This is a genomic window from Polaromonas sp. (assembly GCF_029945895.1).
GTDB lineage: Bacteria > Pseudomonadota > Gammaproteobacteria > Burkholderiales > Burkholderiaceae_C > Polaromonas.
On sequence record NZ_JAQSDL010000104.1, the window covers coordinates 25418 to 49220 of the forward strand.

The following is a 23803-nucleotide window of genomic DNA, read 5'->3' on the forward strand; positions in this document are numbered from 1 at the left end:
CTTATTCGTCTGCGTCGTGCCGGCTGCTGCGCCAGATGGCGCGCACCAGCCACAGGCCGCCCAGCACGGCGCCGGTGAAGCCGAGAAAGCCGAACACCGGCAGGCCCATCAGGGTGGGACCGCCCTGCACCGTCATGACGATGGACGAGCCGATGATGAGCGCGGCAATCACCAGTGCCATGGCCAGCCGGTTGGCGGCGCGGTCCAGCTGGTCGCCCACGCGTTTGAGGTGGGCCAGCTCGATGCCGACGCTCAGGTGGCCGCGGCGCGCGTTGCGCAGCAGGCGCGAGACGTCGTGCGGCAGCTGCTCGGCCACGGTCAGGGCGCGGCGCAGGGTTTTCCAGGCGCGGCCGGCCAGCACCTCGGGCTGGTAGCGGGCGCGCAGCACCTGGCGCAGCATGGGTGTGGCCTCGGTGGCCATGTGAAAGCCCGGGTCCAGGCCGCGGCCCATGCCCTCGAGCGAGATGAAGGCCTTGATCAGCAGCGCCAGGTCGGGCGGCAGGCCCAGGTGGTGCTCGCGCAGCAGGGTGGTGACGTCGCCCAGCATCTGGCCCAGGCTGAGCTCGGCCAGCGGCGTGCCGTGGTACTGGTCGACAAAGGCCTCGATCTCGGTTTCGAGCTGCCCGAGGTGGGTACCCTGGCTGTCACCGGTCCAGTCCATCAGCACGTCGGCCACGGCATGCGCCTGCCGCTCGACCAGGCCCAGCAGCAGCTGCAGCAGCTCTTCGCGCCGGCGCTCGGACAGGCGCCCGACCATGCCGAAGTCGATGAAGGCAATGCCGTTGCCTGGCAGGTAAAACACGTTGCCGGGGTGCGGGTCGGCGTGGAAAAAGCCGTCTTCCACAATCATCTTGAGCACCGCGCGCGCGCCGCGCTGGGCCAGCAGGGGGCGGTCAAAGCCGGCCTCGGGGGTGAGCTGGTCGAGCCGGTCGCCGGGAATGCCGCCCACGAAGTCCTGCACGTTCACGCGCTCGCCGGTGTACGCCCAGTGCACGCGCGGAATGACGATCCACGGCAGCGGCGCCATGTTGGCGGCAATACGTTCGGCGTGGCGGCACTCGGCGGCCAGGTCCAGCTCGCGGCGCAGGGACTTGACCAGTTCGCGCACCAGCTGCTGCGGCCGGTAGGGCTTGAGGGCGGGCATTTCCGCTTCCACCAGCGCGGCCAGGTGGCCAAGCAGTCGCAGGTCGGCCTCGATCACCGCGCCGATGCCGGGGCGGCGTATCTTGACGATGACCTCGGTGCCGTCTTTCAGTTGCGCGCGGTGCACCTGGGCGATGGACGCGGCGGCCAGCGGCTCGGAGTCGAAGCGGGCAAACACCTGTTCAGGCTCGCCGCCCAGGTCGTCGCGCAGCTGCGGGCGCAGCTGCTCAAACGGCACGGCGGGCACGTGGTTGTGGAGTTTTTCAAACTCGGCAATCCACTCGGGGCCGAACAGGTCGGCACGGCCGGCCAGGATCTGGCCGAGCTTGACGAAGGCCGGGCCCAGCTCTTCCAGGGCCAGCCGCACCTGCACCGGCGGTTCGATGCGGGCCAGGTCGGCGGCGTGGTCCCAGTGCAGGGCCTGGCCGGCGCGTTCCAGCCGGTCGGCCAGGCCGAGGCGGCGCACGCTGTCGCCGAAGCCGTGGCGGATCAGCACCGCGGCGATTTCGTTGAGGCGCCCCATGTCGCGCGCGGCGCCCAGAGTCTCTATCAGCATGGGCCGATGATAGCCGTGCGCCGTGGTTTTATGCCCAATGTGCCTGCAGCCCTTGTTGCGCTTGCGCAAGCAGCTATGAAAATGGGAGTGTTTGCAAGGGGCGCGGGCCCCTCGGGCTAACATGAAACCGCTGCCGGCGCGCCGCGCCGGCCGCTAAACCCATGCACCCGGGTGCGACAAACCGCAGGTTTTGACACACAGGCTCAGGGTGAAAGAATGTGGCCTGGGCCCGTTGGGCCGCTGTGTTTATTTCTTGAACTGGAGTGGCATGTCACGCTTGACCCGTTTGGCCGGATGGCTGGTTTCCCTGAGTCTGGGCACTTTGGTGTTCACCCCTGCTGTTGAGGCGCGCGAGATGGTCAGCGTGAACCGGCCGGAGATCAACATGCGCGCCGGCGCGGGCACCGGCTACGCCGCGCGCTGGGCACTGAACAAGGGCTACCCGCTGGAAGTGACCGGCCGCAAGGGGCAGTGGCTGAAGGTGCGTGATTTTGAAAACGACGCCGGCTGGGTCTTTCGCCCGCTGGTCGGCAAGACACCGCACCACGTGGTGAAGGCGCCGGTGGCCAACATCCGCAGCGCGCCCAGCACGGGCAGCGCCATTGTGGGCAAGGCCGGGCGCGGCGAGGTGCTGCGCACGTTAGGGCGCCAGGGCAGCTGGGTCAAGGTCGAGCCGGAGAGTGGCCGCAAGGGCTGGGTGGCGCGCCGTCTGCTCTGGGGCTGGTGAGGCGGCTGAAACGCGCAAGCCCGCAACGGGTAGGCGCTGCGGGCTTGGCGACAAAGGGGCGGGGGCCGTGGCAGGCCCCGGAGCCTCTTATTGGGCGGCGTTGAAAGGCTGGCCGGCCACCCGCACGCCGTTGTTCACCACCTGACGCTGCGCGAGGTAACGCGAGCCGCTGTCTTCACCACCAAAGGCGGCGACTTCGTTGCGGGAAGCAATGTACTCGGCAACCACCTGGGCGCGCGAGGCCGTGCTCTGGAACTTGGCCAGCGGGTTGTACTGGGTGGACCAGGGGCTGGTGCCCGACTTTTTGAACTGGTCGAGTTCGGCGCGCACTTCCGTGCGGCTCTTGGTGCTGTTGAAAGGCGTGGTGTCGATGGTGATGTCGTCGGCGAAAGCGTTGCCGGCTACAGCAGCGGCGGCGATGACGAGGGCGGAGGCAATGTTGCGGTTCATGATCAGGGTTCCTTGAAAAGTGGATGACAAATCCGGGCATGGCGGGCCCTGGTGGCCCGTCTGTTTCCAGCCTCGGTGAGTCCTTGTTTGAAAGTGGTGGCTCATCGATGAAAAGCAGATGGGTGGCAACCCGCCAGCAACAAGTTGCCGCTTCGTCGATGCTCTATTTCTGTTCTGGCAACAATACGGGCGGTGCCTGGCCTTGCCGGCTTGAGCTTGCCGCTGGGCTGGCGGTGCGCGTGATAGGCTGCCGGGGGCCTTGAACAAATTGTCAGTGCGCCAGCATCCAGCGGCGGGAGCGTCTCCATGAAACTGTTTTTACGAAGCATTCTTTTTTTGACGGCCGGCTTGCTGGTTCTCGTCGCGGTGGCACTGGTGGCCACCTGGGCGCCGGACCAACCGGTAGAGGCGCTCAAGCCGCGGTGGGCGCAGCCGCCTTCGCAGTTCATCACCATCGACGGCATGCAGGTGCACCTGCGCGACGAGGGGCCGAAGGACGACCCGCTGCCGATCGTGCTGATCCACGGCACCTCGGCCAGCCTGCACACCTGGGAGGGCTGGGCCACCGCCTTGCGCGGGCAGCGGCGCGTGATCCGTTTTGACCTGCCGGGTTTTGCGCTGACCGGGCCGAACCGGCAGAACGACTATTCCGTCGATGCCTATGTACGTTTTGTCACCGCCGTGATGGACCAGCTGCGTGTTCAGCGGTTTGTGCTGGCCGGCAATTCGCTGGGCGGGCAGGTGGCCTGGGCGACGGCGGTGGCGTTGCCGCAGCGTGTGGCGCGGCTGGTGCTGGTCGATGCCAGCGGTTACCCGCCGGAGTCGGCCAGCGTGCCGCCTACGCTGCCGCTGGGCTTTCGCATTGCGCGCACACCCGGACTGCGGGTGCTGACGCAGTACACGCTGCCGCGCAGCGTTGTGGAGAAAAGCGTGCGCAATGTGTATGGCGACCCGTCGAAAGTGACGCCGGAACTGGTGGACCTGTACCGGGACATGACCTTGCGCGCAGGCAACCGCCAGGCGCTGGGCCGGCGCCTGGACCAGGGCTACAGCGGCAATGTGGCCGGATTGAAGGCGTTGGCCGTGCCCACGCTGATTCTCTGGGGCGGGCGGGACCGCCTGATTCCCCTGGAGTTCGGCCAGCGTTTTGCGCGCGACATCGCCGGCAGCCGGTTGGTGGTGTTTGACGACCTGGGCCACGTGCCGCACGAGGAAGACCCGGCGCGCACGGTGGCGGTGGTGAAGCCGTTTCTGGGCTTGTAGGCCGCCGCGCTTTTGTCTGTCATGCCGGACTTGATCCGGCATCCATGCGGCATGAACTCAAGCCGGTGGTTGATGCACCATGGATGGCGGATCAGGGCCGCAATGACAAAACGGCTACTTGCCGTCGGGCAACTCGATCTTCACTTCGAGCACGTCCAGGTTGTCCTGACGCTCGAGGTTGACCTTGATGTCGTTCGGGTCGATCTTGATGTACTTGGAGATCACCGCGATCAAATCTCGCTGCAGTGCCGGCAGGTAGTCGGGCTCGTGGCCCTGGCGGCCTGAGCGTTCGTGCGCCAGGATGATCTGCAGCCGCTCTTTGGCGACGCTGGCGGTTTTTTTCTTTTCACCGAGCAGGAAGGAGAGGAAGGAGGCCATGGCGGTTTACTTTCCTCCGAACACGCGTTTGAAGAAACCGACCTTGGGCGCGTCGATGAAGCGCAGCGGCTTGTCTTCGCCCAGGAAGCGCGCGATCACGTCCTTGTAGGCTTCGGAGACATCGCTGCCTTCCATGTGGACGGCGGGCACGCCCTGGTTGGAGGCCTGCAGCACCGACTCGGACTCGGGAATCACGCCGATCAGCTTGATGCGCAGGATGTCCTTGATGTCTTCAAGCGAGAGCATCTGGCCCTGGTCCACGCGGCTGGGGTTGTAGCGGGTGATCAGGAGGTGCTCCTTGATCGGGTCGCCACCTTCCATGCCGCGTTTGGTCTTGGACGACAATATGCCGAGGATGCGGTCGGAGTCGCGCACCGAAGACACTTCGGGGTTGGTGACCACCAGCGCCTCGTCGGCAAAATGCATGGCCATCAGCGCACCGGTCTCGATGCCGGCCGGCGAGTCGCAGACGATGTATTCGAAGTCCATGTCGGCCAGGTCATTGAGCACCTTCTCGACACCTTCCTTGCTCAGCGCTTCCTTGTCGCGCGTTTGCGAGGCGGCCAGCACGAACAGGTTGTCGCACTGCTTGTCCTTGATCAGCGCCTGGTTCAGGTTGGCCTCGCCCTGGATCACGTTGATCAGGTCGTACACCACGCGGCGCTCGCAGCCCATGATCAGGTCGAGGTTGCGCAGGCCCACGTCGAAGTCGATGACGGCGGTCTTGTGGCCGCGCAGGGCCAGGCCGGTGGCAAAGCTGGCACTGGTGGTGGTTTTGCCCACGCCGCCCTTGCCGGAGGTGACAACGATGATTTTTGCCATGAGGTGAATGTCCTTGTGGATGTCGAATTAGAGGAGAGTTCGGAAAGCCTGGATGGCGCCCGTTTTTTTCAGCAGGGGCCGCGGATCTGGCTCTGCCAGTCCGCAGGCGCAGCGCCCCCCCGGGGGGCAGAGAGCGACACGCAGTGCACGAACGTGGGGGCTCACAGTCTTTCCATGACGAGCTTGTCGCCGTCGGGTCCTGCCACCAGCCGCACCTGCGTGGGCTGGCCCCACACGCCTTCGGGCAGCGGGGTTTCGCTGGTGCGGTAGATGCCGGCAATCGACAGCAGCTCGGGCTCCAGGCTCAGCGCGAAGATGCGGGCATCGGCATTGCCGCGCGCGCCGGCCATGGCCTTGCCGCGCAGCGGCGCGTAAACGTGGATGTGGCCGTCGGCAATCACTTCGGCGCCGGCGTTGACCATGGCCAGCACCACCAGGTCGCGCCCGCGCGCATAGACCTGCTGGCCCGAGCGCAGCGGCTTGTCGATGACCAGGGCGCCCAGCGGTGGCGCGGCCGTGACCGGTGCCTCGACGGGCGGCGCTGCCTGCACGCGGGTGATCTGGGGCTCCTGCGTGCGGGCGGCGGTGATGCGTGCATCGGGCGCGGCGAGCAGGCCGGCCGCTTGCGCTGCGTCCATCTGCGCCGGGTTGCCGCCGCGCACCGCGACCGGTGCCACGCGGTAGCTGCGCAGCAATGTCATCAGGGTCGTGAAATCGATGGCACGCTCGTCGGCCGCCAGTGCCGACAGCTCGACCACCAGCGGGTCGTTGTCGAAGAAGTCGGGAATGTCTCCGAAGCGCAGCGCCAGATCGCGCGTGAGTGCGTCCAGGTCGGGTGACTTGAGCAGCAGCGCGACCAGGGGCAGGTTGGCGCTTTTGATTTCGAAGGTGGCGGGGGAGCTGGCCGGGAGGGCAACGGTCATGGATGCGTGGACGCCGCGTTGCCGCGGGATAAATGAAGAATCGGTCGCGTCTGGGAAGCGTAGCCCGAAAAGGCACGAATCTTAACAGTGCCGGATGTCTCAGTTGTGAGGGAATGAAACGTATGCGGCGTTCAGGGGCTGGTTCCATGTGGCGCATCGCGCAGCGACCGGGCCGGACCACGAGTTTGAGGCCCAATCGGCCGCCAGCCGATGTCAGGCAAGCGCAGGCAGCTATGAATGCAGGAGCAAAAGCAGCCTGTCAGGCGCTGGGCTGGAGGTTGCGCGCGCTGCCCAGCAGGGTAGCGCACAAGGCCTCGTCGCCTGCGGCGTTGACCGCGTAAACGTCGGCGGCGCAGATCGTCAGCAGCTTGCCTGCGCTGACGACGCGGCCGCGTGCGCGCAGCAGCACGCCCTGCGCAGGGGCGACCAGTTTCAGCGTGGCGTCCACCGTGGCGTTGATCCAGCCCGGCGCCAGCAGCGTGCCGGCGGCGGCCACGGCGGCGAAGTCGGCCGCGGCGAACACGGCGGTGGCCTGCAGCTGGCCGGGGCGAAAGCAGAAGCTGTCGAGCACCGGCATCTCGAGCTCGACCTCGCCCGGCGAAATGTGTTTGAAGACCAAGCCCAGGGTTTGCGCCATGGGCATGGCGAGCACGGCGCGCGCTAGCGGGGTGAAGTCGGGGGAAGTGTTCATGTGGCTGTCCTTTTGCGTGAGGGGGTGATGACCGGCCAGGGCGGCTTGGCCGACTTGGTGCTTGCCTGTGCTTTTTTGGCCAGATGGTCGCGCTGGCGTTTTTTCATCCACGTGATGTGTTCGACCACTGCGCGGCGCTGGTCCTTGAGCTTGACCATCTGTACATCGATGTCGGCCACGCGGTCCTGCATGGCTTGCAGCATGTCGTCAAAGGTCAGCCGGCCGCTGCGGTAGGCCGGCAGTTGTGCGGCGATCGCCTTGAGCGAAAAGCCGATGCGCCGCGACATCGCGATAAAGACGACCTCGCGCCGCATGGCCTCGGTGTAGTCGCGGTAGCCGCTGGGCCGGCGCGCGGGCAGCAGCAGGCCCAGCTTTTCGTAGTGGCGCAGGGCATGGACGGAAACGCCGGTCCGGGCGGCCAATTCGGAGATCTGCATGAAAGGCAGCTTAGCAAGCCTCGTCCTGCGCGAAGCTTGGGCCGGCGGCGCCGGCTGTCGCCTCGGCGTCTACCCTCACAGACGGGTCCTACATCCATGCGGCTTGACAACCCTCAAGTTCCGGCCCGCAGTGCGGCCTATATTGAAAGGGTGGGTTGGTGTATCTGACCCCAAGGAGTACTTATGACGATCAAGCCATCTTCAGTCGCCGCGCTGTTGTGCACGGCACTCTTGCTCGGTGCTGGCTTGGTGCGGGCGCAACCCAGCACCATGCCCGACAACGCCACCAAGGTACCGCCCGAAATGGGAGTGAAGCCGCCCCTGCGCGGCGCCAGTGCGGCCAAACCCGCCGATCTCAAGCCGCGCATGCGGCCGGAACTGAAACCGCGCATGAAATCTGACGAACTCATTCCTGAAATGCGCTCCGAGCAGCGGCCGGAGATGAGCCCGGGCATGCAGCCGAACAGCCAGAAACCACTGCGGACGGACGCCAACACCAAACGCAGCGGCAGTCCGGCCAATTGAGGGGACGACATGATCAAGAACTCTTCGTTGCTGCTCGCCCTGCTGCTGGGCAGTGGCCTGGCGGCCGCGCAAAATCAGCCCCCCACGCCCGGCATCAACCGCAACCCGGCCTACCGCGAACAATTGCCGCCGAATCCGGTGCCCCCGCCCGACGCGCGTGACACGGTGGTGCCCAACCCGGGCCCCGGTGACCCGCGCGACTCGGACACGCGCCCGGTGTCGCCGCCGGCTGTGACCGACGGCCGGGAAACAGTCATTCCGGGGTCTGCCAGCACCGGGCCCGCCAACCCTGTCACACCCGCGCCAGGGAGTACCCGGCCTTAAACGGTTTCGCCGCTGAGCACCGACAGGTCGGCCAGCCAGGCGGCATAGGCCGCTTCGCGTTCTTCGGCAGGCAAACGCAGCAGGGCCGAGGGGTGCAGGGTGACCAGCACCTTGCGGCCGTCATCGCGCTCGAGAATCTGGCCGCGGTGGGCCATCACGGGCACAGCGCGGCCCAGCAGGGACCGCGCTGCGGTCGCGCCCAGTGCCACCAGCAGGCCGGGCTGCACCATGGCGATTTCGTCGTCCAGCCAGTGCTGGCAGGCAGCGGCTTCACGCTGGCTTGGTGTCTTGTGGATGCGACGCTTGCCGCGCAGCTCGTACTTGAAATGTTTCACTGCGTTGGAGACAAAGACCTGCTCGCGCTGGATGCCGAGCTCGTCGAAGGCGCGGTCCAGCAACTGGCCGGCCGGGCCGACAAACGGCCGGCCTTGCAGGTCCTCCTGATCGCCGGGTTGTTCGCCGACAAACATCAGCCTGGCCTGCAGCGGCCCTTCGCCGCAGACGGACTGGGTGGCGCAGGCGCCTATCGGGCACTCGCGGCAGTGGTGGGTGGCTTCACGCAATTGCGCCAGCGAACGCACGGGCGAGTCCTCATCGGCCGCCATGGTGACGGGCAACACCTTGATGGCCGGCAGGCGACGCTTCGGGCCGGTGGCCACTTCGTCGACCATGCGTGCACTGCGCGCGTGTGCGCCGGCCGCCAGCGGCGCGATCAGTGCGGCCTCGGGCAGGTTGTGCCAGTACTTGCGCGGCATTTCCTTTTGCATCATCTTCATCTTCAGGCGCGCCGGGTTGAAGATGTTTTCGTAATAGGTGAGCCAGAGTTTCTCGCCGGCGTCAGGCGGCGGTGCGTCGTTCTTGCTGGCGCCGGGGCCGAAAGTCAACTGAGCGCCATCCCACTGGATGCTGCGCTCGGGCGTCAGCACGGCCCAGCGCATCTGCGTGAAGCGCCGCGCAAAAAAGGGCGCAATCGCCTCGACGATGTGGTGCTCCGGCTCGAACCACGCCACGTGCAGCGGGCCGCCCTCGGGGTGGCTGCGAAAGGTCTCGTCCTGCACGGTGCGAAAGCGCACAAAGGCTTTCATCTTGTGCATGTCGCGGCGCACCGCCTGCGCCAGTTGCCGGGCTTTGCCCATGTCGGGGTCCAGCGGGTCATGCCGCAGGCCGGGTTCATGCACCAGGCGCCAGAGGATGCGGTAGAGCAGGCCGAAGCGGTTCGGGTCGCTGTGCAGGATGGCGGTTTCGCAGAGAGTGACGTATTCGGGCGGCACGCTGACCGGCGGTGCGTTGGTGAACGCGGCCTGGTGGATGGCGGTGGTGGCTGCGACGGCGCCGGCAAGGGGCGAGGCGAACAGGTCCTGCACGGGGGCATCGCTGCTGTGCCAGCTGACCTGCTCGGGCAGCATCTGCTGCGCCAGCAGTGCACGCGCCGCACGCCGGAAACCTTCAAGGTCGGCCGGGCCCTGCAGGGTCACCGGCAACAGGGCCTGCGGGAAAAGATCGTTTGTCAGCGGGTCATTCATCACGCCCATGCCAGAGTCCTTTCTTTGCGGGGCGCCTCGGCGCCTGAGAGTGATGGTGCGCCCGATGGCGCGAGCGGGCGTGTAGGCAAAGGTGCCGACAGCGTGGGCGCCGCCGCCGCGCCGATGGGGTCGTCAAACAGGTCGCATTGCACGGCGCGCGGCGCGAGCCGGGCGGCCAGGCCTGCGGCGTCGAGGCTGGCGCCGGGCTGGTGATCGGCCAGCAGCACAAAAGGCAGCACTTTTTTGAGCGGCACATGCAGGCGCAGCAAGTCATCGGCACGCAGCCGCCGCACGCGGCGCGTCTGCAGGATGCGCGTCACCGCCTTGACGCCGAGGCCGGGCACGCGCAGCAGCATCTCGCGCGGGGCGCGATTGAGGTCCACCGGGAACTGGCCGCGGTGGGCCAGGGCCCAGGCGAGTTTGGGGTCCATGTCCAGCGACAACATGCCGCTGCCCGCAGCACCGGTACCGACCGGCACGATCTCGTCATGCGCAAAGCCGTAAAACCGCATCAGCCAGTCGGCCTGGTAGAGCCGGTGTTCGCGGATCAGCGGCGGCTGGTGCAGGGGCAGGCGCAGCGAAGCGTCGGGGATGGGGCTGAAGGCCGAGTAATACACGCGCCGCAGCCGGTAGGCGCCGTACAGCGTGGCACTGGCCTGCAGGATGGTGCTGTCGCTGGTGGCGTCGGCGCCGACGATCATCTGCGTGCTCTGGCCGGCCGGCGCAAAACGCGGCGCGACGGTGCGGCCGGCCTTGAGTGAACGCGGCAGCGAGATCACGCTGGTGCGTGCGTCGTCGTGGGCGGCGCCGCGCGCTTCGTCGATGTGCACGCGCATGCGGGCCATGGAGCGCTTGATGGCGGCGCTGTCTTTTTCGGGCGCGAGCGCCTGCAGGCCCTGCACCGTGGGCAGCTCGACGTTGATGCTCAGGCGGTCGGCGTACAGCCCGGCGCGGGCGAGAAGCTCGGGCGAGGCATCGGGGATGGTCTTGAGGTGGATGTAGCCGCGAAAGTCATGCTCTTCGCGCAGCACGCGCGCGACCTCGACCACGCGCTCCATGGTGTAGTCGGGGCTCTGGATGATGCCCGAGGACAGGAACAGGCCCTCGATGCAGTTGCGTCGGTAGAAGTCGAGCGTGAGCTGCACCACCTCGTCCACCGAAAAGCGGGCGCGGGGCACATTGCTGCTGACGCGGTTGACGCAGTACACGCAGTCGTAGGTGCAGAAATTGGTGAAGAGGATTTTCAGCAGCGAGATACAGCGGCCGTCGGGCGCATAGCTGTGGCAGATGCCGGAACCTTCGGTCGAACCGATGCCCTTGCCGCCCACCGAGTTGCGGCTCGTGCTGCCGCTGGACGCACAGGAGGCGTCGTATTTGGCCGCGTCCGCCAGGATCGCGAGCTTGCGCTGGGTGGGGATGAAAGACACTGTATTAATATACAGCAATGCCGCCAAAAACTGTATTTATTTACAGTGAACCCCTGTCCCCGGAAAGGTCATCAACGCTATCTTATTGATAGCTCGTTGCGCCCGTCTGACAAGGGCTGGTGGCCAAAATGGACGCTGTCCATCGCTGAAACGAGCCTGGTCAGCCTTGCGGGAGCGGCGCCCCGGCCGTAGCCGGCGACCGGGCGCGGGCTTCCACAACAAGAAAGGCTGCGGTGGCCACGGCCAGCGGCGCCAGGTAGTACAGGCCGCGGTAGACCACCAGGGCGGCAAGCAGCTCGTGGCGCGGTATCTGGTGCGAAAGCAGGGCGACAAACACTGCTTCGAGCACGCCCAGACCGGCCGGGACGTGGGTGATGACACCCGCCACCGCGCCGACCAGCAGCACGCTGACCACGGTGGGGTAGTCAATTTTCTGCTGCAGCAGCAGAAAGATCACGCCGCCCATGATCATCCAGTTGGCGGCGCCCATGCACAGCTGCAACAGCGCCATGCGCGGCGAAGGCAGCACCAACTCCTGATCGCGCAGGGTGAAGCTGCGCCGGCGCGAGAAGGCGCACAGAAGCAGGTAGGCCAGGCTCACGGCCATCAGCACAAAGCCCGCGATCTGCAGCCCGCCGGTGCCGACTTTCCAGCCCGGTGGAAGCACCGGCGTGTGAAATGAGAACAGGACCCCCGCCAGCAGCAGGTAGCCCATCCAGTTGGTCAGCATGCTCAGCGACATGACGCGGGTGATGACTCCCACGGCCAGGCCCAGCCTTGAATACAACCGGTAGCGCAGCGCGACCCCGCCGACCAGCGAGCCCAGGTTGAGATTGAGCACATAACTGATGAAGGTGACCAGCATCACGGTGGGTATGGGCAAGGTGTGGCCGGTGTAGCGGCGTCCCAGCAGGTCAAAGCAGCTGTACAGCGCCAGGCTGAGTGCCGCAAGGGCGGCAGCACCCAGCAGCGCGGGCAAGGGGTAGTCGGCCAGCGAAGCAAGTACCTCATGCCACTCGATGGCCCGTGCCTGCTCGACCAGCAGCCAGGCCACCAGGGCAAAAAACACCAGCGTTGCCGTGCGTTTGAACCAGGGCCACCAGACCTTGCCGGTGATGCCGGTTTTTTGGGGCCCGCGCCGGCCCGGCAAGGCGGGCGGGGGGTTCATGAGACCCGGCCTTCGTTGACATGGCTGACTTTTGTGTCCACCTCGGTCTGGCCCAGCAGCTTTTCGGCCAGCGTCAGACGCGGCGTATGGGCCGGCAGCCAGCCGAACCAGGCCGGGTAGCGACGCAGCAGATGAAAAACGAAAAAGCTGCGCAGGTTGGCCCAGAGGCCGGTTTCGGCCACGTCGCTGGCCCGGATCTGTGTGCAGCTGTTTTGCATCAGCTGTTCCAGACGCTCACCCAGATGCTGGTTGAAGGCGCTGTCCTTGATGAGCACGTTGGCCTCCAGGTTCAGCGACAGGCTCAGCGGGTCGAGGTTGCTGGAGCCGACGGTGGACCATTCGTCGTCGGTCAGGGCGACCTTGCCGTGTAAGGGGCGCTCGTGGTATTCGTAGACCTTGACGCCGGCGCCCAGCAGGTGGTGGTACAGCAGGCCGGCGGCGATCTTGACAATCGGCATGTCCGGCTCTCCTTGCAGGATGAGACGCACGTCGACCCCGCGCCGCGCCGCCTTGCGCAGCTGCCTGAGCAGGCGGTAGCCCGGGAAGAAATAGGCATTGGCAATGATGATGCGGCGGCGCGCGCCGCGGATGGCGATGCGGTAGTGGCGCTCGATGTCGCTCCGGTGGTCCACGTTGTCGCGTGTCACGAAGAGGGCATCGGAAGGGCCAGCAGCGGCCGGCGCGGGGGCGGCGGGGCTGCTGGCCGCACCCGGCCGGCGTTTGAGAAGCCGCGTCAACCGGTTGCCCGGCGCTGGCGGCTGCTGGCCGAGCAGCAGCTGGGCCCGCACGAACTGGTGTACCTCGGCGACCAGCGGCCCTTCCATTTCAACCGCATAGTCCTGCTTGGCCTCGGGCCCGAAGTCGGCCAGATGGTCGGCCGAATAATTGATGCCGCCGACAAAGGCGCGATGGCCGTCGATCACCACGATCTTGCGGTGCATGCGGCGAAACAGGTTGGTGCGCAAGCCCCACAGCCGCGGGCTGGGGTCAAACACATGCACCCGCACGCCGGCCTGCGTCAGCGCCAGGATGAAGGCCGGCGAGAGGTCCGGGGAGCCGTAGCCGTCGATGGTGATGTCGATCTGCACGCCGCGCCGCGCGGCGGTGAGCAGGGCCTGCTGCAGGGCCAGGCCGACCTTGTCTTCAAACAGGATGAAGGTCTCCAGCAGCACCTCCTGTTCGGCCGCCGCGATGCACTCGAACACCCGCGGGAAAAAAGCCTCGCCGTTTTCCAGCAGCAGAAATTTGTTGCCCGCCACCCATTTGCTCATGCGTTTCCCCCAGCGGAGCCTGCCCTGTTCAAGCAGGGGCCGCGGATCTGGCTTGGCCAGTCCGCAGGCGCAGCGGCCCCACTTCCCCGTGCAAGGGGCAGCGCACCGCCGAAGGTACACGCAGTGACAAGCGTGGGAGCCATCTCTTGTTCAGAACTCGATCTCGGCGGCCAGGGGCGCGTGGTCCGACAGGTGCGACCAGGGTTTGGGCGGCAGCACGACGGGCGAATGGCCGATCGCGTTGCGCACGTAGATGCGGTCCAGCGACAACACCGGAAAGCGCGCGGGGAAGGTGCGCGCCGCCTTGCCGTTCGCATTGACGAAGACTTCATGCATGGCGGCGCCCTTTTCGAGCACCGCGTGGGCGCGGCGGCGCCAGTCGTTGAAGTCGCCGGCCGCGATCACCGGCGCGCTGGCCGGGATGTCCTTGTGCACCATGTCGCAGAGCATGTGCAACTGCTTGAGCCGGTGCGATTCGGCCAGGCCCAGGTGCACGCAGATGGCGTGGACATGCGTGTCGCGCCCGGGGACTTCAAGCACACAGTGCAGCAGGCCGCGGCGCTCAGGGCCGCTGATGGATACGTCACGGTTTTCGAAATGGACAATGGGAAACTTCGACAGCACGGCATTGCCGTGGTGGCCATTGGTGTAGACGGCGTTGCGGCCGTAGGCAAACTGCGGCCAGATGGAGTCGGCCAGGAATTCGTAGTGCGGCGTGGCCGGGTAGTTGGCGACGCGGCTTTCATGCCCGGCGTGGGTGCCGGTGACTTCCTGCAGGAACACCACATCGGCGCCGACCGTGCGCACCGCTTCGCGCAGCTCATGCAGGATGAACTTGCGGTTGAAGAAGGTGAAGCCCTTGTGGATGTTGACCGTCAGGACCTTGATGGAAAAACTCAGGGCGGCGGTGGCGATCGCCTGCTGGGTCTGCGCCAGTGCATCGGCCTCGTCAGGCGGGGGTTTTGCCACCGGGACGGCGGGCGCGATGGGGTCGCTGGGCTGGAGAGGTGTTTCAGAAGAGGGCATGGCGCGGCAGAAGGGGCAAAGTGCTATTGTCGCGCGGCGGCGTTCAAAGCCTGTAGGACAGCAAGCTTATTTGCCGTGTGGCGGGTCTTTCCGCGGCATGTGAAGGGGCGGTAAAGGTTGGTGTCCTACGCTCGTCAGAGGGGCTTTCCGGCAGGTCCGGCCCGGCGCAGCCGGTAGATTCAGGTTACCCGGTTCCCGCAAGGAGCCGGCGTCTGCTGGGGCCTTTCGGGCGCCTGCAGGCTGGCAGCTAATTCAGAAGGTCACGACCTGTCCTGACCTGCCTGTTTCATCACAAGGAGTTTGAAATGAACAAGTTTTCCATGCGTTCCCTTTCTGCCGCCGCGGCCCTGACCGCCACGCTGGCTTTTGCCGCCCATGCCCAGGTGAGCGTCGGCGCTGACGTCGGTGTGCGCACCGGTGTCAACAACAACATCAGCAGCGACGTGCGTGCCAACGCCGGCGTTGGCGTGAACGCCAACGCTTCTTCGTACGGCACGGCCACGCGCAGCGACAGCTCGATGGGCGCCAACACCGACACACGTGCCGGCGCGCGGGTCTCGGGCAGCGGCGTCAAGGGCACGGTCAGCCGGACGGCCAACCGCGCTGAAAACGCGGTGGAACGCGGCGCCAATGCGACGGCCCGGGTCGGTGCGCGCGCCGGCAACGCGGTGGGCAACACCGCCCGCCGTGCCGGCAACAGCATCCAGAACGCGCTGCCAGCCAGTGCGCGTGGCAATGGCCAGGTGAACGTGCAGGGCTCGGGCGCGTTAGAGGCCAAGTAAGCCTGCACTGAAGCGACGCTCCTGCGGGGGCCGGTCTCCCGGGGCACGTCCCCGGCAGACTGGCCCCATTTTTTTGTTTGCGCAAAAGGCGATTGGCTGCGCCGTGCCGTATGCTGCGTCTGGTTGTGGTCCCGGCCTCCAACCCGTGCCGCCTACCCATTGAAAGGATTCCGCCATGCCCCGCGCCATACTTGATGAGTCCCGCATCCATCCGGCCATCCAGGGCAAGATTGCCCGCCATGAGCAGGCCATCGTGCAGGAGGTGCAGTCCGCCGTCGCCACCCATGCCGTGGTGGTGGTCGGCATGGCCATGAACCCGTTTCCGCGCAAGGCGCGCCGCGCGCTGGATGCGGCCGGGGTGGCGCACCACTACCTCGAATACGGCAACTACCTCAACACCTGGCGCGAGCGCAACGCACTGAAAATGTGGACCGGCTGGCCCACCTTCCCCATGGTGTTTGTGCGCGGCACGTTGATAGGCGGCGCGACCGACCTGGACAAGCTGATCGCCAGCGGCGAGCTCAAGGCCCTGCTGGGCAGCTGAGGTCAGCCTCGGGCGGGGCAACGGTACCGACAAGCGTGAGGTTTCCCCTTCAAGCAGGGGCCGCGGGTCTGGCTTTGCCAACCGCAGGCGCAGCGCCCCCTCGGGGGGCAGAGAGCTACGCGTAGCGAGCGAACGTGGGGGCTCTACGTCGGGGGCCCTATTTCTGCCTCGGCCGTGAAAGCCCCTTGTCGGGCTGCGACAGGGTTCCGGCGCGCAGGGCCTTGACGGCCTTGGCCACGGCGCTGGCGACATTGCGCACCTCGGCCTGCATGGGTGCGTCGGCGTCCAGGGCATCGTGGCTGGTGGCATAAGGTGCGTAGTAGCCGACAAACCGGTCCAGCCGTGCCTGGCTGCCGGCGTCGATCAGGCCCATCCAGTCGAGCCAGTCCGACAGGCCGCGTCGCACGCCCTCGATGCCTGCAACATCGCCGTGCACGACCAGGCCGTACGCGCGGCCGGCCAGGTGCTGGGGGTAGTCCCAGCCCCGCAACTCCAGCGCCTTGGCCTCAAGGGCTTTCTTGCCGTGGGTGGTGGTGGGGTCGGGGTTGCCGCCATCGGCACAGACCAGCCGGTCGATCATGAGTTTGAGCGGGCTGGGTGACTGGTACCAGTAGACCGGCGTCACGATGATGACCGCATGTGCCGCCGTCCAGCGCTCGTAGATCTCGTTCATCCAGTCGCTGGTCTGACCTTGCGCGTGGTTGGGGTAACAGCTGCAGGGCCAGTGGCACAGCGGCATGGCGGTGGACACGCAACCTTTGCAGGGGTGGATGTTCAGGTGGTAGCTGGAGGTCAGCAGGCTGAGGTCGAGCACATCGGTCTGGATCTGAGCCTGCGCGAGGGTTTCTTCGGCCCATTGCACCATGCGAAAGGTTTTCGAGATTTCGCCGGGGCAGGTGCCGTCGTTGCGTGCCGAGCCGCACACCAGCAGCACGCGCGAAGGGGTGAGCGGGTCGGCCCACGCCGCCTGGGCGTGCTCAATGCGTTCTTTTGTCGCCAGCCACTCGACGGAGAGGTCGTAGTCCGGATCGGCGTAACCGGGGCCGGCCTTGCGGGTGCGGGGCGCCTTGCGGCCTTCCTGGTAAGCGTCCCAGGCAATCGCCTCCACGCGGGAGATGGCCTCGGCTTCAGCGTGGAAAGCCGGGTCCATGAAAGATTCCATGAAGCGTTCATGAAACACGTTGCGCGTGAGAGGGGCCGGCGCCTGGCCCTTGCGGATGGGGGTCATGCCGCCAGTTTAGGCAAGCAGCCGGGTGGAAAAACGCAGCATGCACCTCGTCCTACGCGCGCTGGCGACTGCGTCTGTCGCGGCGGAAATGATGATTAAAAAGTGCCTTCAGCCCAATACCAGCGTACGCAAGCAGCTCCTGAAAACATAGCATCTCAAACGCCGACCGCCATGAAAAAAGCCTGCGCCACGCCCGTGAGGGACGCAGCGCAGGCCGGGGTCGGCTGGCGGTCAGGCGGCGCAGGCCGCCCTGAACCGGAAAGGCTCAACCCTTGTGATGCTGGCCGTGGTGTCCATCATGGCCCATGCCGCCCTGGCCTTTGCCGCCGCGGCCCATGCGCTGGCTGTCAAAGACTTTTTGCTGCTCGGGAGTGAGCGCGGCATAAAAGGTTTTGGTGGCGTCGCCACGTTTGTCCATGGCGGCATTCATCTCGGTCATGCGCTGGGCGCGCAGGGCACGCATCTTGTCGATGCGTTCGGGCGTGCTCAGCTTGTCGAACTCGGCCTTCATGGCCGCACGGTCGGGGCGGGCGCCGCGAACCGGCGGCTGCATGGACGCGGTGAAGGTTGTCCACGCGCCTTCCTGGGTCGGCGTGAGCTTGAGTTTGGCCTTGAGGTCGGCCTGGTGTTTGGCGATACGCGCCTGCATTTTGGCCGGGTCGTGACGGCCCATGCGGTCGCCATGGTAGCCACCGGCTTTGGCGGGAGCGCCTGCTGTGGCGGGCGCCGCAGGCGCGACGGTTTGTGCCGTGGCGGCCAGGGCCGCGGTGGCCATGATGCCGGCAAGAACCAGGCTCTGGACGGATTTCAGGGGTTTGAACGTGGAGGTCATGAAAGCTTCCTTTCGGTAGAAGACAAGCCTGTTACCGGGAGTGGCGTCAGGTTGAAGGGAAGTTTGCGCCGCCTGTGTAAGGGCGCCATGAGCCGCAGGTCAGGATTTCGTAAAGTTTTTTTGCGCAACCGCGCCGGGAGCTGCGCCGGCGAGGTCGTCGAGGATGGGGCAGTCGGGCCGGTCGTTGCCCTGGCAGCAGTGGATCAGGTGACCCAGCGTTTTCTGCATGGCCTGCATGGCGGCGATGCGCTGGGCCAGTTCGTCGGCGTGTTTTTTTGCAATACGCCGCACGTTTTCGCTGGCTCGGCGGCGGTTTTGCCACAGGCTGACCAGTTCGGCGATTTCAGGCATGGAAAACCCAAGCTCTCGCGAACGCTTGATGAAGCGCAGCGTGTGGACTTCGGCCGCGCTGTACTGACGGTAGCCGCTGTCGCTGCGGTGCACATGCGGCAGCAGCCCCAGCGATTCGTAGTGCCGCACCATCTTGGCCGACACACCGGACTGGCGTGCGGCTTCGCCGATGTTCATGGGTGCGCTCATGCGGTGGCATATCCTTCTTCGGATATCGCCGCAATGATGGCCTCGCGAGGCTGGTCCGACTGCACCTCCACCTTGCCTGCTGCGCGATCTATCCTGACTTCGGCCTGCGGATCGAGCGTCTTGACGGCCTGGCTCACAGCGCGTTCGCAATGGCCGCAGGTCATGCCCTGTACGTTGAAGCTCTGGTTCATGGTGTTTCCTTCTGGATGGGTTGTAGATGTCTGCAGTTTGAACCTTGCCACCATGGTAAGGTCAAGCAGAGGCCATTGAAAACCCATACGGTGCGTGGGGTTGATCTGGATCAAGGCTTGACCTTGCCATCATGGCAAGGTTGATGATCCATCCCATGACTACTTCCACCATCCCCTCTACCGCTGCCTCTGCCTCTGCCTCCGCCACCCTGGACCTTGGCGTCGGCGGCATGACCTGCGCGTCCTGTGTGTCGCGTGTCGAAAAGGCCCTGAAAAAAGTCCCGGGTGTGCAGGAAGCGACCGTGAACCTGGCCACCGAATCGGCGCGTGTGGTCTACGCGGCTTCGGCGCAGATGGACGCCCAGATCCGCCGTGCGGTACGCAACGCCGGTTACGAGCCGCTTGCGATGGAAGAGGCGATGCCCGAAGACCTCTCGCCCTGGGCCGGCTTTGCGCCGGTGGCCATTGGCCTCTTGCTGTCGGCACCGCTGGTGGTGCCCATGCTGGGCGACTTGCTGGGCAAACACTGGATGCTGCCGGCCTGGCAGCAGTTCTTGCTGGCCACGCCTGTGCAGTTCATTCTGGGCGCACGTTTTTACAAGGCGGGCTGGCATGCGCTGAAGGCGCTGACCGGTAACATGGACCTGCTGGTGGCCATTGGTACCAGCGCGGGCTGGGGCCTGTCGATGTGGCTGTGGCTCAGCGCCGAGCCCGACACCATGCCGCATCTTTATTTCGAAGCCTCGGCGGTGGTGGTGACGCTGGTGCTGCTGGGCAAGTGGCTGGAGGCGCGCGCCAAGCGCCAGACCACGGCGGCCATACGCGCGCTGCATGCCTTGCGGCCCGAGATCGCCCATGTGCTGCAGGCCGGCGGCGAGGAGGCCGACCTGCCGGTGGCCGAGGTGTTGCTGGGCGACCGCCTGGTGGTGCGGCCCGGCGAGCGCATTCCGATGGACGGCCTGCTGCAGGAAGGCCAGACGCAGGTGGACGAATCCATGCTCACCGGCGAGCCGCTGCCGGTGACCAAGCAGCCCGGCGACAAGCTCACTGGCGGCAGCATCAACGGCGACGGGCGTGTGGTGCTGCAGGTGAGTGCGGTGGGCAGCGAAAGTGTGCTGGCGCAGATCATCCGGCTGGTGGAAGACGCGCAGGCCGCCAAGGCGCCTATCCAGCGCCTGGTGGACCAGGTGTCTGCGGTGTTTGTTCCGGTGGTGCTGGTGATTGCGCTGGCCACCCTGCTGGGCTGGCTCTTTGTGGGTGCCGGGGTGGAGGCGGCGCTGATTCACGCGGTGGCGGTGCTGGTGATTGCCTGTCCCTGTGCGCTGGGCCTGGCCACACCTGCGGCCATCATGGCAGGCACCGGCGTGGCGGCAAAGAACGGCATTCTGATCAAGGACGCGCAGGCGCTCGAACTGGCGCACAAGGTGGACACCGTCGCGTTTGACAAGACCGGCACGCTGACCGTCGGCCGGCCGCGTTTGGTCGCGTTCATGGCGGCTACTGGTGCCGACGAGGCAGAACAGCTGGCGGTGGCCGCCAGCCTCCAAAGCGGCAGCGAACACCCGCTGGCGCGTGCGGTGGTGGCCGCTGCGCAGGAGCGCGGCATGACGGTCGCGCAGCCCGACGGCCTGCGTGCCGTGCCGGGCCGCGGCAGCGAAGGCGAGGTCGGCGTGCGCAGCTACCTGATCGGCAGCCTGCGCTGGATGGACGAGCTGGGTGTGGACCTCGGTGCACTGGCGCCTCAGGCGCAGCGACTGCAAGGCGACGGCGCGACGCTGGCGCTGCTGGTTGAGCGCACCACACAAGGTCTCAGCCCGCGTGCACTGATGGCCTTTGCCGACGAACCCAAGGCCGGGGCCAAGGAGGCGCTGGCGGCGCTGCGGGCGCGCGGCATCCGCATCGTGATGATCTCGGGTGACAACCAGGGCGCGGCGCTGGCCATGGGTGCGCGCCTGGGGCTGAGCGCCGACGAGGTCATGGCCGAGGTGCTGCCCGGCGACAAGGCCGCGAAGGTGGCCGCGTTGAAGGCCGGGGGCCACACTGTGGTCATGGTCGGCGACGGCGTCAACGACGCGCCGGCGCTGGCGGCGGCCGACGTCGGCATGGCCATGGGCACGGGCACCGATGTGGCCATGCACGCGGCCGGCATCACGCTGATGCGCGGCGACGTGGCGCTGGTGGCCGGTGCGCTGGACATCTCGCACCGCACGGTGATGAAGATCCGGCAGAACCTGTTCTGGGCCTTTGCCTACAACGTGGCCGGCATCCCGCTGGCGGCGCTGGGCTTCCTGAGCCCGGTGGTGGCCGGGGCAGCCATGGCGCTGTCCAGCGTCAGTGTGATCTCGAACGCGCTGCTGCTCAAGCGCTGGCGGCTGCGCAGGGATTGACCTGGATCAAGGATTGGCGCATGGGCCTGTGACAAGCTGCCGCCATGACTCATTCCTCACTGCAAATCATCCGCGACGAGCACGCTGCCGTGGCCGCCGTGCTGCGCTCCCTTGTCATGATGATCGAGCGGGGTCCGGGCGACGAACCGGAGCGCTTTTTTGACGTGGTGCGCGCGATGCTGTTTTACATCGACGAGTTTCCCGAGCGGCGCCATCACCCCAAGGAGTCGGACCTGCTGTTTCCCCGGCTGGCGCGGGTTGCGCCCGAGCTGATGCCGGTGATACGCCGGCTTGAATCCGACCACATGAACGGCGAAGGCAAGGTGCGCGAACTGCAGCACCTGCTGCTGGCCTGGGAGCTGATTGGCGAGACGCGGCGCGCCGCTTTCACCGAGGCGGCGCAGGCCTATGTGGGTTTTTACCTCGAGCACATGCGCACCGAGGAATCCCAGATTCTGCCGGCCGCCCAGAAGGCCCTGACGGCCGAGGACTGGGTGCAGCTGGACGCCGCTTTCCAGCAGGATCGCGACCCGCTCGCTGGCGGCCTGCGCGACCCCTGTTACGACCGGCTGTTCACGCGCATCGTGCTGACGGCGCCTGCGCCGATTGGTGTGGGCGCTGCCTGACAGTCAAGTAAAAACTGCCCCTGGCCGGCATGGAATGGGTGCAGCCAGCTATTGATTTTGTAGCGAAATAAACAGAACGCCCGGGCCAGGCCTTAAAACGACTGCTTGAGTCCGACGCTCAGAAGGGTCTCGCGGTTGCTGCGGCCCACGGTTGCATCGAGCTGGAGCCGGTGTGTCAGGTTGGTGCGTGCTCCGACCTGGAAGGTGGGTTTGGCCAGCCGCTGGCCGAAAGCCTCCACATGCACGGTGGCCGCGCCAAACGCCCGTTCATGGGCCAGCCCCCAGGTCGCGACGCCGGGCCCGCCTGAAGGCCGCTGTCCACCCAGGTTGACATGCGTGGCACCCCAGGCGCTGTTGCAGCTCAGCAGGCCGTTGAGGTAGGGCGTGGTGCCACTTTGTCCGCGGGTTTGCGTCGCGCCCAGCACGGCCGCTGCATTGCAACCGGCCTCTTGCGACGGCGTGATGCGCCATTTGGCCTGCAGCGCCTGGCTGGTGGTGGCGGCGCTGCGGTCGCGCGTGACCGAGGCGCCCAGTTCCAGGCCATCGACCGGTGCGTAGGCCGGTGCCCCCGTCCAGGTGTGGGCATGGCCCGGCTGGCGCGCGTACCAGCCTTCGACGTGACCGGTGCCCGCGTCGTCGGTGTTGGCGTCGTCCACCGTCAGCGGGCGCCCGGCCTGGGCCGACAGACAGGCCAGCAGGCCGGCGATGACCAGCAGTGGGCGAAACAGAAAAAACGGCGGCATGAAAACCATGCCGCCGAGTTTAGGGGAAAGCCGCGGGAATCAGGCCAGCGCGGGGTAGTCGGTGTAGCCCTTGGCGCCGCCGCCGTAGAAGGTGGTTTTGTCGGGGGTGTTGAGCGGCGCGCCTTCGCGAAGGCGGCGCACCAGGTCGGGGTTGGCGATGTAGGGCCTGCCGAAGGCGACCAGGTCGGCACCGTCCTGCACCGCCTGCCCGGCCAGGGCCAGGTCGTAGCCGTTGTTGACCATCCACGCGCCCTTGCCACCCGCTGTGCGGTAGGCCGCCTTGAGTGCGGCGTAGTCAAACGGACGCTCGGGCAGGTCGCGCGGGCCGCCGGTGGCGCCTTCGATGATGTGGATGTAGGCCAGGTTCAGCGTGGCCAGTTGCTTGACCACGTGGTCGAACAATGGCTGCGGGTCGGTGTCGAACGCGTCATTGGCCGGGGTCACCGGCGACAGGCGAATGCCGGTGCGGCCGCCCCCGATGGCGCCTGCAATGGCGCGGGTGACCTCCAGCAGCAGGCGGGCGCGGTTTTCGATGCTGCCGCCGTAGTCGTCGGTGCGCTGGTTGGAGCCGCTCTTGAGGAACTGGTCCAGCAGGTAACCGTTGGCGCCGTGGATCTCCACGCCGTCGAAGCCTGCGGTTTCGACCGCGTTGCGCGCCGCCGCCTGGTAGGTGTGCACGATGCCGGGCAACTCGCCGGCGTCCAGGGCGCGCGGCTCGGAGGTCTCGACAAACGTCGGCACGCCGTCTCTGATCAGCACGGTTTTCGTCTTGGCGGTGATGGCCGAGGGCGCGACCGGCTTGCCGCCATGCGGCTGCAGATCGGTGTGCGAGACGCGGCCCACGTGCCAGAGCTGGACCACGATCTTGCCGCCGGCCTGGTGCACGGCGGCGGTGACTTTTTTCCAGCCGTCGAGTTGCTCGGTGCCGTACAGGCCCGGAACGTCCGAGTAACCCTGGCCCTCGTGGCTGATGGCGGTGGCTTCGGTGACCAGCAGGCCGGCGCTGGCGCGCTGGGTGTAGTACTCGGCCATCAGGGGGGTGGGAATGGCGTCGGGCGCGCGGTTGCGCGTGAGCGGCGCCATGACGATGCGGTTGGCAAGGTGCAGGTCACCGGCCTGGACGGGGTCGAACAAAGTGGACATGAAAAACTCTCAATGAAAAGTTGAAAACAGCCCTCAGTGTGAGCCGATATCGATTGGCGTGTGCAACACGGGCTGCTGGTTTCGTGATAACAACTCCTGGGGTGGGTGGCAAGTTACCGCAGCCTGGGGGTGC

The 23803-nt window shown here is 66.5% G+C and carries 26 protein-coding genes; 8 read left to right on the plus strand and 18 right to left on the minus strand.

The window, feature by feature from the left end:
* Position 1: 1 nt before the first annotated feature.
* On the minus strand, positions 2-1699 hold the full coding sequence (locus tag PSV33_RS15300) for an AarF/UbiB family protein (protein WP_300563092.1): 1698 nt from the start codon (positions 1697-1699) through the stop codon (positions 2-4).
* Positions 1700-1967: 268 nt separating this feature from the next.
* Between PSV33_RS15300 and PSV33_RS15305 the strand changes: the two genes are divergently transcribed.
* Positions 1968-2426 (plus strand): SH3 domain-containing protein, encoded by a 459-nt coding sequence (locus tag PSV33_RS15305; RefSeq protein ID WP_300563093.1) that lies wholly within the window; start codon positions 1968-1970, stop codon positions 2424-2426.
* Positions 2427-2513: 87 nt separating this feature from the next.
* Here PSV33_RS15305 and PSV33_RS15310 read toward each other — a convergent pair whose 3' ends face one another.
* The gene (locus tag PSV33_RS15310) at positions 2514-2876 is read right to left on the minus strand and encodes a DUF4148 domain-containing protein (protein WP_300563094.1); all 363 of its coding nucleotides are present in this window, start codon (positions 2874-2876) and stop codon (positions 2514-2516) included.
* A gap of 306 nt (positions 2877-3182) precedes the next feature.
* Here PSV33_RS15310 and PSV33_RS15315 point away from each other — a divergent pair, with 306 nt between their 5' ends.
* On the plus strand, positions 3183-4139 hold the full coding sequence (locus tag PSV33_RS15315; RefSeq protein WP_300563096.1) for an alpha/beta hydrolase: 957 nt from the start codon (positions 3183-3185) through the stop codon (positions 4137-4139).
* Between the two features lie 114 nt (positions 4140-4253).
* Here PSV33_RS15315 and minE read toward each other — a convergent pair whose 3' ends face one another.
* The 5 genes from minE to PSV33_RS15340 all read right to left on the minus strand — a co-directional run bounded on the left by minE (position 4254) and on the right by PSV33_RS15340 (position 7390).
* A complete protein-coding gene (gene minE, locus PSV33_RS15320) occupies positions 4254-4517 on the minus strand; it encodes a cell division topological specificity factor MinE (RefSeq protein WP_300563098.1) in 264 nt (87 codons plus the stop codon).
* Positions 4518-4523: 6 nt separating this feature from the next.
* Entirely contained in the window at positions 4524-5339 is an 816-nt protein-coding gene (minD, locus tag PSV33_RS15325) for a septum site-determining protein MinD (RefSeq protein ID WP_300563100.1), read from the minus strand.
* A gap of 161 nt (positions 5340-5500) precedes the next feature.
* Positions 5501-6262 carry a septum site-determining protein MinC gene (gene minC, locus PSV33_RS15330; protein WP_300563102.1) on the minus strand — a complete coding sequence of 254 codons (762 nt, stop codon included), beginning with the start codon at positions 6260-6262 and terminating at the stop codon, positions 5501-5503.
* A 259-nt stretch (positions 6263-6521) separates the two neighbouring features.
* A complete protein-coding gene (locus PSV33_RS15335; RefSeq protein ID WP_300563104.1) occupies positions 6522-6953 on the minus strand; it encodes a PaaI family thioesterase in 432 nt (143 codons plus the stop codon).
* A complete protein-coding gene (locus PSV33_RS15340) occupies positions 6950-7390 on the minus strand; it encodes a MerR family DNA-binding transcriptional regulator (RefSeq protein ID WP_300563106.1) in 441 nt (146 codons plus the stop codon). Before PSV33_RS15340 ends, PSV33_RS15335 begins: the two co-directional genes overlap by 4 nt.
* 183 nt (positions 7391-7573) lie before the next feature.
* On the opposite strand from PSV33_RS15340, the gene PSV33_RS15345 reads away from it, so the two are divergent.
* Positions 7574-7915 (plus strand): hypothetical protein, encoded by a 342-nt coding sequence (locus PSV33_RS15345; RefSeq protein ID WP_300563107.1) that lies wholly within the window; start codon positions 7574-7576, stop codon positions 7913-7915.
* Positions 7916-7924: 9 nt separating this feature from the next.
* Positions 7925-8239, plus strand: coding sequence for a hypothetical protein (locus PSV33_RS15350; RefSeq protein ID WP_300563108.1), 315 nt, complete (start codon positions 7925-7927; stop codon positions 8237-8239).
* Here the strand turns inward: PSV33_RS15350 and PSV33_RS15355 are convergent.
* The 5 genes from PSV33_RS15355 to PSV33_RS15375 all read right to left on the minus strand — a co-directional run bounded on the left by PSV33_RS15355 (position 8236) and on the right by PSV33_RS15375 (position 14654).
* Positions 8236-9771 carry a UdgX family uracil-DNA binding protein gene (locus PSV33_RS15355; protein WP_300563110.1) on the minus strand — a complete coding sequence of 512 codons (1536 nt, stop codon included), beginning with the start codon at positions 9769-9771 and terminating at the stop codon, positions 8236-8238. The genes PSV33_RS15350 and PSV33_RS15355 overlap by 4 nt on opposite strands.
* Complete coding sequence (locus tag PSV33_RS15360) at positions 9762-11180, minus strand: putative DNA modification/repair radical SAM protein (RefSeq protein ID WP_300563229.1); 1419 nt, start codon at positions 11178-11180, stop codon at positions 9762-9764. Before PSV33_RS15360 ends, PSV33_RS15355 begins: the two co-directional genes overlap by 10 nt.
* 169 nt (positions 11181-11349) lie before the next feature.
* Positions 11350-12357 (minus strand): lysylphosphatidylglycerol synthase domain-containing protein, encoded by a 1008-nt coding sequence (locus PSV33_RS15365; protein WP_300563112.1) that lies wholly within the window; start codon positions 12355-12357, stop codon positions 11350-11352.
* Complete coding sequence (gene clsB, locus PSV33_RS15370; protein ID WP_300563113.1) at positions 12354-13628, minus strand: cardiolipin synthase ClsB; 1275 nt, start codon at positions 13626-13628, stop codon at positions 12354-12356. Before clsB ends, PSV33_RS15365 begins: the two co-directional genes overlap by 4 nt.
* Positions 13629-13778: 150 nt before the next feature.
* Entirely contained in the window at positions 13779-14654 is an 876-nt protein-coding gene (locus PSV33_RS15375; protein WP_300563114.1) for an endonuclease/exonuclease/phosphatase family protein, read from the minus strand.
* Between the two features lie 305 nt (positions 14655-14959).
* Between PSV33_RS15375 and PSV33_RS15380 the strand changes: the two genes are divergently transcribed.
* Together PSV33_RS15380 and PSV33_RS15385 are read left to right on the plus strand one after the other, a co-directional pair.
* Positions 14960-15436: a hypothetical protein gene (locus tag PSV33_RS15380; protein ID WP_300563115.1), complete on the plus strand. Its 477-nt coding sequence runs from the start codon at positions 14960-14962 to the stop codon at positions 15434-15436.
* Between the two features lie 175 nt (positions 15437-15611).
* Positions 15612-15980, plus strand: a complete 369-nt coding sequence (locus tag PSV33_RS15385) for a glutaredoxin domain-containing protein (RefSeq protein ID WP_300563116.1) — start codon at positions 15612-15614, stop codon at positions 15978-15980.
* Positions 15981-16137: 157 nt separating this feature from the next.
* On the opposite strand, the gene PSV33_RS15390 is transcribed toward PSV33_RS15385, so the two are convergent.
* The 4 genes from PSV33_RS15390 to PSV33_RS15405 form a co-directional block, all read right to left on the minus strand.
* Entirely contained in the window at positions 16138-17208 is a 1071-nt protein-coding gene (locus PSV33_RS15390; RefSeq protein ID WP_300563118.1) for an NAD(P)H-dependent oxidoreductase, read from the minus strand.
* 265 nt (positions 17209-17473) lie between these two features.
* Entirely contained in the window at positions 17474-18040 is a 567-nt protein-coding gene (locus tag PSV33_RS15395; RefSeq protein WP_300563120.1) for a Spy/CpxP family protein refolding chaperone, read from the minus strand.
* Between the two features lie 99 nt (positions 18041-18139).
* Positions 18140-18580 carry a Cu(I)-responsive transcriptional regulator gene (cueR, locus tag PSV33_RS15400; protein WP_300563121.1) on the minus strand — a complete coding sequence of 147 codons (441 nt, stop codon included), beginning with the start codon at positions 18578-18580 and terminating at the stop codon, positions 18140-18142.
* On the minus strand, positions 18577-18771 hold the full coding sequence (locus PSV33_RS15405) for a cation transporter (protein WP_300563123.1): 195 nt from the start codon (positions 18769-18771) through the stop codon (positions 18577-18579). Before PSV33_RS15405 ends, cueR begins: the two co-directional genes overlap by 4 nt.
* 155 nt (positions 18772-18926) lie before the next feature.
* Here PSV33_RS15405 and PSV33_RS15410 point away from each other — a divergent pair, with 155 nt between their 5' ends.
* On the plus strand, positions 18927-21158 hold the full coding sequence (locus PSV33_RS15410; RefSeq protein ID WP_300563125.1) for a cation-translocating P-type ATPase: 2232 nt from the start codon (positions 18927-18929) through the stop codon (positions 21156-21158).
* Positions 21159-21202: 44 nt separating this feature from the next.
* Entirely contained in the window at positions 21203-21784 is a 582-nt protein-coding gene (locus PSV33_RS15415; protein ID WP_300563127.1) for a hemerythrin domain-containing protein, read from the plus strand.
* Between the two features lie 92 nt (positions 21785-21876).
* Here PSV33_RS15415 and PSV33_RS15420 read toward each other — a convergent pair whose 3' ends face one another.
* Together PSV33_RS15420 and PSV33_RS15425 are read right to left on the minus strand one after the other, a co-directional pair.
* Entirely contained in the window at positions 21877-22536 is a 660-nt protein-coding gene (locus PSV33_RS15420; RefSeq protein WP_300563129.1) for a hypothetical protein, read from the minus strand.
* A gap of 30 nt (positions 22537-22566) precedes the next feature.
* Positions 22567-23670, minus strand: coding sequence for an alkene reductase (locus PSV33_RS15425; RefSeq protein WP_300563131.1), 1104 nt, complete (start codon positions 23668-23670; stop codon positions 22567-22569).
* Positions 23671-23803 lie beyond the last annotated feature (133 nt).